This window comes from Micromonospora sp. WMMD736 (assembly GCF_049179015.1).
GTDB lineage: Bacteria > Actinomycetota > Actinomycetes > Mycobacteriales > Micromonosporaceae > Micromonospora.
The window spans coordinates 227,905-240,704 of the sequence record NZ_JBMHMI010000001.1; the positions used below are offsets into that span (position 1 = coordinate 227,905).

14 protein-coding genes and 1 pseudogene are annotated in these 12,800 nt (G+C 72.1%); 11 read left to right on the forward strand and 4 right to left on the reverse strand.

Annotated features, from left to right (window positions below; genetic code table 11):
- The first annotated feature begins 23 nt into the window (after positions 1-23).
- The 5 genes from ACN269_RS00770 to ACN269_RS00790 all read left to right on the forward strand — a co-directional run bounded on the left by ACN269_RS00770 (position 24) and on the right by ACN269_RS00790 (position 4,240).
- A complete protein-coding gene (locus tag ACN269_RS00770; RefSeq protein WP_421470480.1) occupies positions 24-1,328 on the forward strand; it encodes a TrpB-like pyridoxal phosphate-dependent enzyme in 1,305 nt (434 codons plus the stop codon).
- Between the two features lie 72 nt (positions 1,329-1,400).
- Positions 1,401-2,084, forward strand: coding sequence for a flavodoxin family protein (locus ACN269_RS00775; RefSeq protein WP_421470481.1), 684 nt, complete (start codon positions 1,401-1,403; stop codon positions 2,082-2,084).
- Complete coding sequence (locus ACN269_RS00780; protein WP_357121097.1) at positions 2,074-2,421, forward strand: cupin domain-containing protein; 348 nt, start codon at positions 2,074-2,076, stop codon at positions 2,419-2,421. Before ACN269_RS00775 ends, ACN269_RS00780 begins: the two co-directional genes overlap by 11 nt.
- Positions 2,418-2,783 carry a chorismate mutase gene (locus tag ACN269_RS00785; protein ID WP_421470482.1) on the forward strand — a complete coding sequence of 122 codons (366 nt, stop codon included), beginning with the start codon at positions 2,418-2,420 and terminating at the stop codon, positions 2,781-2,783. The genes ACN269_RS00780 and ACN269_RS00785 overlap by 4 nt, the downstream gene beginning before the upstream one ends.
- Positions 2,780-4,240 (forward strand): UbiD family decarboxylase, encoded by a 1,461-nt coding sequence (locus tag ACN269_RS00790; protein WP_421470483.1) that lies wholly within the window; start codon positions 2,780-2,782, stop codon positions 4,238-4,240. The genes ACN269_RS00785 and ACN269_RS00790 overlap by 4 nt, the downstream gene beginning before the upstream one ends.
- Here the strand turns inward: ACN269_RS00790 and ACN269_RS00795 are convergent.
- A complete protein-coding gene (locus ACN269_RS00795) occupies positions 4,185-5,696 on the reverse strand; it encodes a PLP-dependent aminotransferase family protein (RefSeq protein ID WP_421470484.1) in 1,512 nt (503 codons plus the stop codon). The genes ACN269_RS00790 and ACN269_RS00795 overlap by 56 nt on opposite strands.
- A gap of 23 nt (positions 5,697-5,719) precedes the next feature.
- The gene (locus ACN269_RS00800; RefSeq protein ID WP_421470485.1) at positions 5,720-6,214 is read right to left on the reverse strand and encodes a MarR family winged helix-turn-helix transcriptional regulator; all 495 of its coding nucleotides are present in this window, start codon (positions 6,212-6,214) and stop codon (positions 5,720-5,722) included.
- 153 nt (positions 6,215-6,367) lie between these two features.
- Here ACN269_RS00800 and ACN269_RS00805 point away from each other — a divergent pair, with 153 nt between their 5' ends.
- Positions 6,368-6,790, forward strand: a complete 423-nt coding sequence (locus ACN269_RS00805; protein ID WP_421470486.1) for a DUF6069 family protein — start codon at positions 6,368-6,370, stop codon at positions 6,788-6,790.
- Between the two features lie 57 nt (positions 6,791-6,847).
- Here the strand turns inward: ACN269_RS00805 and ACN269_RS00810 are convergent, their stop codons facing one another.
- Positions 6,848-7,231, reverse strand: a complete 384-nt coding sequence (locus ACN269_RS00810) for a DUF6223 family protein (RefSeq protein WP_421470487.1) — start codon at positions 7,229-7,231, stop codon at positions 6,848-6,850.
- Between the two features lie 215 nt (positions 7,232-7,446).
- Here ACN269_RS00810 and ACN269_RS00815 point away from each other — a divergent pair, with 215 nt between their 5' ends.
- The 3 genes from ACN269_RS00815 to ACN269_RS00825 all read left to right on the forward strand — a co-directional run bounded on the left by ACN269_RS00815 (position 7,447) and on the right by ACN269_RS00825 (position 10,205).
- Positions 7,447-8,565 (forward strand): sensor histidine kinase, encoded by a 1,119-nt coding sequence (locus ACN269_RS00815; RefSeq protein ID WP_421470488.1) that lies wholly within the window; start codon positions 7,447-7,449, stop codon positions 8,563-8,565.
- Positions 8,562-9,224 carry a response regulator gene (locus ACN269_RS00820; RefSeq protein WP_421470489.1) on the forward strand — a complete coding sequence of 221 codons (663 nt, stop codon included), beginning with the start codon at positions 8,562-8,564 and terminating at the stop codon, positions 9,222-9,224. Before ACN269_RS00815 ends, ACN269_RS00820 begins: the two co-directional genes overlap by 4 nt.
- Positions 9,225-9,296: 72 nt before the next feature.
- Positions 9,297-10,205: a hypothetical protein gene (locus tag ACN269_RS00825; RefSeq protein WP_421470490.1), complete on the forward strand. Its 909-nt coding sequence runs from the start codon at positions 9,297-9,299 to the stop codon at positions 10,203-10,205.
- A 112-nt stretch (positions 10,206-10,317) separates the two neighbouring features.
- Here the strand turns inward: ACN269_RS00825 and ACN269_RS00830 are convergent.
- Positions 10,318-10,710 (reverse strand): annotated as a pseudogene (locus ACN269_RS00830) (helix-turn-helix domain-containing protein); the annotation flags it as partial.
- A gap of 392 nt (positions 10,711-11,102) precedes the next feature.
- On the opposite strand from ACN269_RS00830, the gene ACN269_RS00835 reads away from it, so the two are divergent.
- Both ACN269_RS00835 and ACN269_RS00840 read left to right on the forward strand, forming a co-directional pair.
- On the forward strand, positions 11,103-11,921 hold the full coding sequence (locus ACN269_RS00835; protein WP_421470491.1) for a basic amino acid ABC transporter substrate-binding protein: 819 nt from the start codon (positions 11,103-11,105) through the stop codon (positions 11,919-11,921).
- 79 nt (positions 11,922-12,000) lie between these two features.
- The gene (locus ACN269_RS00840) at positions 12,001-12,795 is read left to right on the forward strand and encodes an amino acid ABC transporter permease (protein WP_396799691.1); all 795 of its coding nucleotides are present in this window, start codon (positions 12,001-12,003) and stop codon (positions 12,793-12,795) included.
- Positions 12,796-12,800: the final 5 nt, after the last annotated feature.

Here is a 12,800-nt window from a genome sequence, read left to right on the forward strand (position 1 = left end):
CCCACCCCTCATCGGAAGGCGCCATGACGACGTCGAAGTTCGTGCTGCCCGAGAGCGACATCCCGACGACCTGGTACAACGTGGTTCCCGACCTGCCCAAGGGGCTGCCACCGATGCTGCACCCCGGCACCCGGGAACCCCTCACCCCGGCGGACCTCGAACCGCTCTTCGCCACCGGCATGATCGAGCAGGAATTCAGCACCGAACGGGACGTGGACATCCCCGGACCGGTGCTGGACATCTACCGCCAGTGGCGGCCCAGCCCGCTCGTCCGCGCCCACCGGCTGGAGAAGGCCCTCGACACCCCGGCCCGGATCTACTTCAAGTACGAGGGGGTCAGCCCGTCCGGCAGCCACAAGCCGAACACGGCCGTGCCGCAGGCGTACTACAGCAAGCTCGACGGCGTGCAGCGGCTCACCACGGAGACCGGCGCCGGCCAGTGGGGCAGCTCGCTCTCGATGGCCTGTACGTACTTCGGCCTCGACTGTGAGGTCTTCATGGTGCGGGTCAGCTACGACCAGAAGCCGTACCGGCGGGGGCTGATGGAGACGTTCGGCGCGTCGGTCACGGCGAGTCCGAGCGACCGTACCGAGGCGGGCCGGGCCGCGCTCGCCGCCGACCCGAACTCCACCGGCAGCCTCGGCCTGGCCATCTCCGAGGCTGTGGAGGCCGCGATGGTCAGCGGCGGCGCCGCCAAGTACGCCCTCGGCTCGGTGCTCAACCTGGTGCTGATGCACCAGACGATCATCGGTCAGGAGGCGCTGCTCCAACTCGCCATGGCCGACGACTACCCGGACGTCGTGGTCGGCGCGGCCGGTGGTGGCTCCAACTTCGCCGGGCTGGCCCTGCCGTTCCTGCGCCGCCAACTGGGCGGCGGTCCGGCCGTACGGTTCGTCGCGGTCGAGCCGTCCTCCTGCCCGTCGCTGACCCAGGGCACCTACGACTACGACTTCGGCGACACCGCCGGTCTCACCCCGTTGACCAAGATGCACACCCTGGGCCACGAGTTCCGCCCACCGGCCATCCACGCCGGCGGCCTGCGCTACCACGGCATGGCACCGATCATCAGTGCGCTGCGGGACATCGACCTGATCGAGGCGCGTGCCGTGCCGCAGACCGCCTGCTTCGAGGCGGGCGTGCTCTTCGCCCGCAGCGAGGGGATCGTGCCGGCACCGGAGTCCACCCACGCCGTCCGGGTGGCGGTCGACGAGGCGCTGCGCTGCCGGGAGACGGGCGAGTCGCAGGCGATCGTCTTCTCCCTCTCGGGGCACGGCCACTTCGACATGCAGGCCTACATCGACTACTTCGCCGGAAAGCTGACGGACTGACCTCGCTGGGGGTGGGCGTCGTGGCGTCCGCCCCCGTACCGAGCACCGGGGGTGCCCTTGCACAGCGAAGCAGTGACCATCCTCGCCATCAACGGATCGGAACGGGCCGGCGGCAACACCGACCACGCCATCGCGCACGCGGGCCGGTTGATCGCCGAGCGCGGCGCGACCCTGCGCACCATCGTGCTCCGCGAGCACCGCATCTCGCCGTGCAGCCCGTGCGGCGACTGCAACAGCCGTACCCTGCCCTGCGCTCTCGACGACGACGTGCCGGCCCTGGTGGAGCAGATGGCCGCCGCCGACGGACTCATCTACGCGGCCCCGGTGCACGGCTTCGGGCTCGCCCACCTCATGCAGGTCTTCATCGAGCGGGCAGGCGTCGGCTACCTGCGGTTCAACCGGCCGCTGGCCGACAAGGTCGGCGGCATCATCGTCACCGGGCGTCGGTACAGCGACTCCTCCGTGCACAACCAGATCGTCAACAACCTGCTGCTCAACAGGATGATCCTGGTGGGCAGCGGATTTCCCGTCCTGTTGCGCAACACCACCGGCAGCCCCGGGCTGACCGACGCCGAGGGCGTCGACGCGCTCGAGCGGATGGTGCACCGGATGCTCGACATGGTGCAGCTGCTCAAGCGGCACCAGCGGGTCGACGGTGGCCCGGTCCTGCCGCGCCGGGACCGCAACGAACGCGTCCCGCGGCCCCGCCGCGCCGAGACCATCCAGAGCAGAGGAGATATCGAGAATGTCCACTGAGCAGGTCGCCACCCCGGTCGGCATCGACTTCCCGGCCACCGAGTGGGAGCGGTGGGACAAGCCGGGCGCCGAGGGCCGGGTCAAGATGACGTACGTGGGCGGTCAGCGGCTGCGCCTGTTGGAGCTGCCCCCCGGCTTCGACGAGCACCACTGGTGCCTGCGTGGGCACACCGGCTACGTGCTCCAGGGCGAGTTCACCATCCACTTCCGGGACCGGTCGGTGCCGTGCCGCCCCGGCATGGGGTTCGTCATCCCCGACGACGAGGAGCACCGGTCCCAGGGCAGCGACGCCGAACCCACCGTCGTCTTCGTGGTCGACGAGGTTCCGCAGCCGTGAGCGACCAGCAGAGTGTGGCGTCGCCGGCCGGGTCGGCGTCGGCCGGCGACGCCCACGGGCCGGCCCGGATCGCCGAGCTGCGGGTCGCCATCGACGGGCTCGACCGGCAGATCATCGCCCTGCTGGCCGAGCGCACCCGGGTGGTGCAGGAGTTGACCGTGCACAAGACGGACGAGGCGACCGTCCGCTCCCCGGAGCGGGTGCGGCAGGTCCTCGACCGTGTCCACGGCCTGGCGGTCGGGCACGGCATGCCGCCCGAGGTGGCCGTCGGCACGTACCGCGCCCTCATCGAGGAGTTGACCCTGATGCAGCTCGACATGCTGGCGGCCCGTCGCGCCGCCGCGTCGGCGGACACCAGATGAGTCACCGTCCGCCGGTCGACCTGCGGCACGCCCTGGCCAGCCTCGACCCGCTCCCGGGCGAGCTGGTGCGGGTCGCCACCGAGCTGCCCGCCCGCTACGGCGTGTCCGCCCACTACGCCCGGTGGGCGGGCGCGCCGGCCGCGCCGCCCACCGGCGCCGGCCCGGCGGTGCTCTTCGACCGGGTACGCCCCGACGACGGACCCACCCGGGCGGTGCTGATGGGTCTCTACGGCACCCGTCGACGTGCCGCCGGCCTGCTCGGCTGCACGCCCGCCGAGCTGCCGCACCGGCTGCTCGACGCGGTGGCCGCCCCCCGCCCGGCGGTGGCGGCCGTCGACGCGTCCCGCTGGCCGCGCGAATCGTTGCCGCTGGACCTGACCGCGCTGCCGGTGCCGGTCCTCACCGACGAGGACGCCGGGCCCTACCTGACCCTCGGCGCGGTGCTCGCCACCGACCCGGACACCGGGGTCCGCAACCTGTCCGTGCACCGCATGTGCGTGCAGGGACCCGACACGTTGACCATCTGGATGGTGCCGGGGCGCGACCTGGAACTCGCGTACCAGGCCGCCCTGCGCCGGGACCGCCCACTGCCGGTGGCGATCCACCTCGGCCTGAGCCCGGCGGTGCTGCTCTCGTCCTGCTGCCCGACCTCGCTGGTCCCGTCCGACCTCGACGAGCTGGCGGTGGCCGGCGCGCTCGCCGGCCAGCCGGTGGAGCTGCTGCCCTGCGCCACGGTGGACGCCGAGTTCATCGCCCACGCCGAGTACGTCATCGAGGGTGAGCTGCTGGCCGACCACGCCCCGGAGAGCGCGCACGGCACGGTCGCCACCCCGGAGTTCCTCGGCTACCAGGGCCGCGCGCATCCGTCGCTGCCGCTGATCCGGGCCACGGCGATCACCGTCCGGGAGAGTCCGATCCTGCAGGCGGTCTCCGGGCCCGGGCACGAGCAGTCGATCCTGCTCGGCTTCGGGATGGAGGCCGCCGTGCTGGACGTGCTGCGACGGCGGGGGACACCGGCGCTCGCGGCGCACTGCCACACCGCCGGCGGCGGTCAGCTCATGGTGGTGCTCCAGTGGCCGGCCAAGCGTGGCCCCGAGGACGACCTCGCGGTGCGGGCCGCCGCCGAGGCGGTGCTGGAGCAGTTCCGGATGGCCAAGCTGGTGCTGTGCGTGGGCGAGGACGTCGACATCGAGTCCGACCAGGACCTGTGGTGGGCGATGGTCACCCGGTTCCAGGCCGACCAGGACCTGGTCGTGCTGCCCGACCGGGAGGGCTTTCCCCTCGACCCGAGCCAGCACACCGGCTACTCGTCGTCGCTCTCGGCCGACGGGCGCACCGCCAAGGCCGTGTTCGACTGCACCGTCCCGTACGCGCAGAGCGCGCGGTTCCGCCGGCCCCGCTTCACCGAGCCGTCACGTCCCGCACCGCGGCGGCCAGTAGCGCCACTCCCTCGGTGATCCGGGCGGTGGGTAACGCCGCGTACCCGATCAGGAAGGTCGGCTCGGTCGGCGGCCGGCTGACGAAGTAGCCCGAGGCGGGGTAGACCCGTACGCCCCGGGCGGCGGCGGCGCGCACGATCTCGGCCTCATCGACGTCGTGCGCGCCGCCCAGGGTCACGAGCACGTGCAGCCCGGCCGCCGTGCCGGAGATCCGGACTCCCGCGCCGAAGTGCTCGTACAGCGCCTCCAGGAGCCGGGCGCGACGCTGGCGGTAGAGGCGGTCCATCCGGCCGATGTGCCGGGCGTACGCGCCGGAGGAGATGAACTCGGCCAACGCCTCCTGGGTCACCGTCGGGGTCAGCCGGTCGGTGATCCACTTGATGCCCAGGAACGACCGGACGAGGTGCGGCGGCAGCACCGCGTATCCGATGCGCAGCGACGGGAAGAGGGTCTTGCTGAAGCTGCCGACGTAGACCACGTCCGCGTCCTGCGGGTCGGCGGCCAGTGATGCGAGCCGCTGGTCGGCGAAGGTGAACTCGTTGTGGTAGTCGTCCTCCAGCACCGTCGCCGCGTGGTCGCGGGCCCACCGCAGCAACGCCCGTCGTCGCCGGTCGGACATGATGAACCCGGTCGGGAACTGGTGCGACGGGGTGACGTAGACGAGGCGTACCCGGGCCGGGTCGAGGCCGTGCGCGCGGACCCGGCAGTCGATCTCGTCGACCCGCAGGCCCTCCTCGTCGACCGGGACCGGCACCACCGCGGCCCGCGAGTACCCGAAGATCTGCCGCAGCACGGTGTGGCTCGGATCCTCGATGACCACCACGTCGTCCGGGCCGACGAGCAGCCGGACCAGGATGTCCATGGCCTGGGTCGCGCCGCTGGTCACGACCGTGTTCTCGCGCCGGGCGTCCAGCGCCCGGCTGCGTCGCAGCAGCGCGGTGATCTGGGTACGCAACGACGGGGAGCCCTCGGCCGGCCCGTAGCCCAACGCCACCGCGTCGGCCCGGCTCACCGCGTCGGCGAGCGACTGTCGCCACCGGGTGGCCGGGAAGCTGGCCAGCGCCGGGGTGCCGTGCCGGAAGTCGTACGTGCCGTCCGGTCGGTGCATCGGCGCCGGTTCCCAGGGCTTCCAGAGGGGACTGCCGGCGTCGGTGGGCAGCGGGGGTTCGGGTCGCAGGTGCGCGCGGGCGGCGTGGGGGACGCGCGGTGGTGCGGCGGGTGCGGCAGTGCTGACCCGGGTGCCGGAGCCACGTCGTGACGTGAGCACCCCGTTGGCCCGCAGCAATTCGTAGGCGCGGGTCACCACCGTCCGGGAGACCCCGAGCTGGTGTGCCAGTTCGCGGCTGGGCGGCACCGCGTCGCCGGGGCGGAGCCGGCCGGCGCGTACGGAGGAGCTGATCTGGTCGCAGAGTTGCTGCTGCAACGGCACCGCACTGGCGCGGTCCAGCGTGACGAGGAGCTGGTCCGAACTCACCTGGGCATGCTCCCCGTTCGAGGTCAGGCTGCTCGGGAGGATCGCCTGCGGGCGGGACGGTCGGTCTGCACGAAGGTCGCCAGTCGGCCGTTCACCAGCCGACCGAGCACGTCCAGGAAGATCGCGCGGTCGCGCGACGGGACCGTGGCGAGGATGTCGCCCTGTAGCTTCGCGACGATCTGCCGCGCCTCGGCGACCAGCCGCTCGCCGTCCTGCGTGACGGTGACGATGCGGGCGCGTCGGTCGGTCGTCGAGGTGCGACGCCCGACCAGGCCGGCACGTTCCAGCTCGTCGAGGGTGACGACCATGGTCGTCTTGTCGATGCCGCACATCTCGCCGAGCTGGCTCTGGGTGAACTCGCCGGTGAGACCGCGATCGAGCACGCAGTAGGCACGCGTCGAGATGCTCAGGCCGGAGAGGGCGGCGGCGTGCTCCTGAGCCAGCGCGTGGGTGGCCCAGGACATCAGGAACATCAGGTCTGGTGTCGCGGCATCGGGCCCGGAGGTTCCGGTGGTCATGGCAGCAGCCTAGCAACTGGTTCGTGATTCGAACTATCTCGCAGCGGAGCATCGCCGACGGCAAACAAGTTAAAGACAAGATAGTAAAGAACGGAACCTTCTGATACGGTTCGATCTCGACAACGCGTCCCCTCCACTGAGGAGTCACCTCTGATGTCTGCGCAAGCCTCTGTTCCCCGTACCGTCGACGGCACCGCGCGACCGCGCGACCGCGCCATCGCCGTCGTGGTCGCGGTGCTCGCCGCCGTGGCCGTGTGGTCGGTCGCGACCCTCGCCGACGCGCAGCTCACCGTCGACCAGGGCGCCGGCCCGCGGGAGGTCACGGTGCTCGCCGTCGTCCTGAACGCCGCTATCGCGGCGCTGCTCGGCTGGGGCCTGCTCGCGGCGCTCGAGCGCTTCACGGCGCGCGCCACGACGATCTGGACGGGGATCGCTCTCGCCGTCCTCGTGCTGTCACTCGTACCGGCATCCCTGGTCGGCGCCTCGGTCGGCACTCGGGTCGCCCTCGTCCTGATGCACCTGGTGGTGGGCGCGGTCGTGATCGTGGGCTTCCGCAGGGGCGCGCGGCGCGCCTGACGGCCGCTGCCCGTCGCCTCTCCTGCACCCCCGTGGAGCAGGAGAGGCGACACCGTTTCAGGCGCGGACGCGGCGCAGCGCCAGACCACCGAGGACCAGCGCGGCGGACCCCACCACCAGGGCCACGTACGCCCCGCCCCGACCGTTGCCGGTGCCGATCCCGCTGTCGGAGGCGGCCACCACCAGCGCGCCGAGGGCGACGCCGATCAGCCCGGCGGCCAGGGCCACGGTCGCGCCGAGCGGCCCTCGGCCGGTGCCGACGCGACTGGTGGGCCGGGTCAGGGCCAGCGCGCCGACGATCACCCCCGTCAGGCCCAGCAGGCCGCCCACGCTCGCCCCGAGCCGACCGGCGCTCATGGTGGTGACGGTGGCCGCCAACGGCTGTTCCGGGGCGGCGAACCCCTCGAGCAGGGCGGACGTGGCAGCGGTGAACACCGACATGTGTTTCTCCTTCTCGTACGTCTGGTGTGTCGTTCGATCGTGTCGCCGCGCCGGCCGCCGGTCGTCCGGCAGCAGGAGGCTCTTCGCCCTGCCGCGCCGGGCGCAGGCGGCTGCCGCGTACGACGCGCGCGCCGGGCGACTACCGCGGACGCGGTAGTCGCCGGTCGTCCGCGCGCAGGAGTCGCCCGGTGTGCGCCCCGGGCTAGGGTGCGCGCATGAGCACAGGACGTGCCGTTGTCCGGGACTGGGTGATCGCCGTCGGGGTGGCGGTGGTGCTGCTGGTCGCCGGTTGGTCCGTGGACCCCGCCACGATCGATCTCGGCCCGCTGGGCTATGCGCTGCTGGCCGCCGGTGGTCTGGCGTTGGCGGCGCGGCGCCGCGCGCCGATCGCCGTCCTGGCCGTCACCGGGCTGTGCGCGGTGGGCTACCAGGCGGTCGGCTTCGACGTGCCGGCCGTCGCCTTCCTGTTCGCGGTGTACACCGGTGTGCGGGCGGGCCACCGGGTCGTCACGGTCGTCGCCGCGATGCTGATGCTCGTCGTGCTGCCACTCACCGCGCTCGCCCCACCGCAGGACCTGTCGCTGGGCGACGCGCTCGCCCGGGCCCGGGGCGCTCTGGAGGTGGCGTGGCTGATCGCGGCCGGCGCGGCGGGGGAGGCGTTGCGGCAGGCCGAGCGGCGGGCCGACGAGGCCGAGCGCACCCGGGAGGAGACCGCGCGCCGACGGGCCGACGAGGAGCGGCTGCACATCGCGCGGGAGCTGCACGACTCGCTGACCCACCAGATCTCGATCATCAAGGTGCAGGCCGAGGTGGCCGTCCACGTGGCCCAGCGGCGTGGCGAGGCGGTGCCGGAGACGTTGCTGGCGATCCGGGAGGCCGGCCGGGAGGCCAGCCGCGAGTTGCGCGCGACCCTGGAGGCGCTACGTGATGACAGCAGGAACCCGCCGCGGGGTCTCGACCACCTGCCGGAGCTGGTGCAGCGCGCCCGGATGGCCGGGCTGGACGCGACGTTGACGGTGCGGGGTCGGCGACAGGCCGTGCCGGTGGCCGTGGACCGGACCGCCTACCGCATCGTCCAGGAGTCCCTCACCAACGTCGCCCGGCACGCCGCCGCGGCCACCGCGTCGGTCCACGTCGACTACCGGCCGGACGCTCTCGCGATCCGGGTCGACGACGACGGGGCCGCCACGCCGGCCGCCGCCCCGCCGCCCGGGGTCGGACTGCTGGGCATGCGTGAGCGGGTCACCGCCCTGGGTGGACACCTGCACGCCGCGCCCCGCGACGAGGGCGGCTTCACCGTCCACGCCGAGCTCCCCGTCGGACCGTCCGCGTGATCCGCGTCCTGTTGGTCGACGATCAGGCGTTGCTGCGCAGCGGCTTCCGCGCGCTCCTCGACCTCGAGGACGACATCGAGGTGGTGGCCGAGGCCGCCGACGGGCGGGAGGGGGTGGCCCTCGCCCGGCGGCACCTGCCCGACATCGCACTGATCGACATCCAGATGCCGGTGCTGGACGGCATCGAGGCGACCCGGCTCATCGCCGCCGACCCGGCGCTGGCCGGAGTGCACGTCGTCATCCTGACCAACTACGGCCTCGACGAACACGTCTTTCACGCCCTGCGCGCCGGTGCCGCCGGTTTCCTCGTCAAGGACATCGAGCCGGAGGACTTCCTGCACGCCGTACGCGTCGCCGCCCGGGGTGACGCGCTGCTCGCGCCGTCGATCACCCGTCGCCTCATCGACCGGTACGTCGCCGAGCCGCGTCACCTCCGCGCCCCGACGGGCCTCGACGAGTTGACCAGCCGCGAACGCGAGGCCGTGGCCCTGGTCGCCCAGGGGCTGTCCAACGACGAGGTCGCGGCGCGCATGGTGATCAGCCCGTCGACCGCCAAGACCCACGTCAACCGGGCCATGGCCAAGTTACGCGTCCGCGACCGCGCCCAACTCGTCGTCGTCGCGTACGAGTCCGGGCTGGTGGCCCCGCGTCAGCACTGAGGCCGGCGGACCAGGGACGGCGTCCAGGCTCGCCGCGCGGCGCCCCGGTCGACCCGTGCCATGATTGCGCCCATGGGCAAGCAGCAGCACGTCGGCGGGACCGACCGGCACAGCGGGTCGAACACCACGGCCGACCGTCGGACCGACGGCGGGTCGGACGCGCGACTCGCCCTCGCGCAGGACCCCGCGACGTCGCAGATGACCCTCATCGACCTGGCGTCGGATGCGTCGGTCACGGTGCGCAAGGCGGTCGCGGCGCGGCCGGACGCGCCCGCGCAGGCCCTGCGGACGTTGACCCGCGACCACGATCGTCAGGTCCGGGAGGCGGTGGCGCGCAACGCCGCCACGTCGGTCGGCAACCTCCTGCGTCTCGTCAAGGACGCCGACCGGTGGGTCCGGTGGGCCGTCGCCGGCAACCCGGCCTGCGACGAGTCGGTCCGCCGGGCGATGGTCGCCGCGCCCGACAAGGAGCTTCGGGGCCTGCTCGCCGAGAGCCGCGAGTTGGAGCCCGACCTCGCCGCCCAGCTGGTCGAGGACGCCTCACCCGAGGTACGCGAACGGCTCGCCACCCACACCCACGACCCCGAGGTCGTCGTCGCCCTGTTGGCCGACCGCACCGTCCGCGTCCGCAAGGGGCTCGCCCGCAACCCGCGGACCACCGCCGCGCAGCGCAGCGCCCTGGCCAGGGACCCGGCGGTGGACGTGCGGGCGGCCCTGGTCCGCGCGTTGGAGCTGGCTGAGGAGGATCTGGCCGGTCTGGTCGACGATCGTGCCGTGCAGGTACGCCTGGCCATGGCCACGTCCGAGCTCACCCCGTCGCACGTGCGGCAGGCGCTCGAGAAGGACCCCGACGACATGGTGGCCGCCGCGGCGCGCGACTATCGCCCCGGTCCCAGCAGTTCGCCGGTGGTGCGGGCACCCCGAATCGGGTCCCGACGCTCCGACGGCGGCTCTCGCCGGCAGGGACGCGCTGCCACCTGACGTCGGCGGGCCCCTACGGCGTCCGCGCGCTCGGCTCACCGGCGCGATGGTCCCACCCGCGACGGGGCCGATGGGTGATCCCGGCACCGGCCGCTGACGCCGCCCCGACCGGCAGGTCCCGGCCGGCGAGGCGACGGAGGAGGTCACGGATCTGCCGCTTGTCCGCGGCCGACACGGTGTCGTCGAGCAACCGTCGGCGGATGGTGCCCATGTCCGCCTCGACCTCTGCCAGCACCCGTGACGTCACGGCCGCGTTCGGCATCGCGAGCGGCCGGATCGCGGCGGCAATGGAGAGGCCGAGGGTGGCGCAGAGACTCCGGACCTTGGCCAGCTCCGGGTAGCGCTGCCAGTCTCCGGCGAGCCAGCGAAACAGCGTCGAGCGGCTCACCCCGGTGTGGTGCGCGATGTCGCCGACGGTCCAGCCATGCTCATCGCGGGCGTCGTCGACGGCCTGGCGGACGAACTGCGCGAAGGCCATCTGAGGTGTCGTGGGGTAGGCGTCCATCGTCAGGTCCTGCCCTCCGATCCGGGTTGATCTGCCCTGCGGTGACGGCGGTACCACTGATCGTCCATCAGCTTCCGGGGTGGCGCAGCGGCGCTCGGGGCGCTGGCCTACTCCTTCGGGGTGCTGCGGATACTCAAATGCCGGCCGTCGGGGCGGACCGGCAGCCGCTGACGCGCGGCCCGCCAGGGCAGACGGGTGTTTCTTGGCCGGATCGTCGTCCCATTCCGGGCCGCCTGTCCCGTTCACTGACTGTGACGGTCGCCGCAGCACCGCGGCTACACCGCGTGACCTGAGTTACCGTTCCTCGCGTCAGGTACCGTCCCCTGTCACACCGACTTCGTACCAATCTGACTGCCCCTCACAAGGGGGAGTCGAACCGGAGGGACACACTCGTGAGGGTCCGTAGCGCAGTCCGTCAGGCCGGCCTCGTCGTGGCGATCGCCGCTCTGGCGGTGACCGCAGGGTGTGCCAAGAAGGACGACAGCGAGGTCCAGGCCAGCGGAGTCAAGCTGGTCGAGGGCGGCAAGCTGACCGTCTGCACCCACCTGCCGTACGCGCCGTTCCAGTCCAAGGACGCCAGCGGCAAGGTCACCGGGTTCGACGTCGACGTGATGGACCTCGTGGCCAAGGAGCTGGGCGTCGAGCAGACGATCATCGATACCCCCTTCGAGGGCATCAAGTCCGGCCAGGACCTGAACACCGGCAAGTGCGACGCGGCCGCCGCCGGCATGACCATCACCGCCGAGCGGCAGAAGGTGATGGACTTCTCCGACCCGTACTTCGACGCCACGCAGGCGCTGCTGGTCAAGACCGGGAAGCCGTACAAGTCGCTCGACGACCTGCGGGGCAAGAAGCTCGGCGTGCAGGCGGCCACCACCGGTCGTGACTACGCCCGCAAGTTCGAGAAGGAGAAGGGCCTCCAGCTCGTCGAGTTCGAGGATCTCGCCGCCCTGCAGCAGGCCGTCGCGAACGGTCAGGTCGAGGCGGCCGTCAACGACCTGCCGGTGTGGTCCGAGTACCTGCGCAAGAACCCGGGTGGGTTCGCGGTGACCGCCGAGTTCGACACGGGCGAGCAGTACGGGTTCTCGGTGAAGAAGGACGGCAACCCGGAGCTCCTCAAGAAGATCAACGAGACGTTGGCCAAGGCCAAGCAGGACGGCTCGTACGACACGATCTACGAAAAGTGGATCGGCAAGAAGCCGAACGCCTGATCGACGCTCCTCAAGGGGTAGGGCACGCGGACCGCGCGCCCTACCCCGTCGGCACAATCCGGGAAGGCAACGAGCCAACGTGAAGCTGCGCCGCCGCCAGCGGGAACGACTGTCCCTCGGTATCCAGTACCTGGTCTTCGTCGCGATCATCGCCGCGGTGCTCCTCGCCGCAGACTGGGGTCGACTGGCCGACGCGTTCTTCCGCGTCGACATCATCGAGTCGATGTTCCCGACGATCATCACCGTGGCGCTGCGCAACACGATCCTCTACACGTTGGGCGCGTTCGCCTTCGGCCTCGTCTTCGGCACCGTCCTCGCGCTCATGCGGCTGTCCCGGGTGGCGCCGTACCGCTGGTTGGCGACGGCGTACATCGAGCTGTTCCGCGGGCTGCCGGCGCTGCTGGTGCTCTTCCTCGTCGGGTACGGCATCCCCATCGCCTTTCCGGAGCGGGAGATCCCCGGCGGCGTGTTCGGCTCGATCGCCATCGGTCTCGGGTTGACCGCCGCGGCGTACATGGCCGAGACCATCCGCGCCGGCATCCAGGCGGTGCCGAAGGGGCAGATGGAGGCCGCCCGTACCCTCGGCATGTCGCACTTCACGGCCATGCGCACGATCGTCATCCCGCAGGCGTTCCGGATCGTCATCCCGCCGCTGACGAACGAGCTCATCCTGCTCACCAAGGACTCGTCGCTGGCGTACGTGCTGGGTGTGACGGCACAGACCATCGAGGTCACCAAGTTCGGCCGGGACATGCTCAACGACCGGGTGAACGCCACCCCGTTGCTGGTGGCCGGTCTCGCCTACCTGGTCATCACCCTGCCGCTGTCCCAGGTGGTACGCCGCCTCGAACTCCGCTACGCCAAGGCCCGGTGACCCGC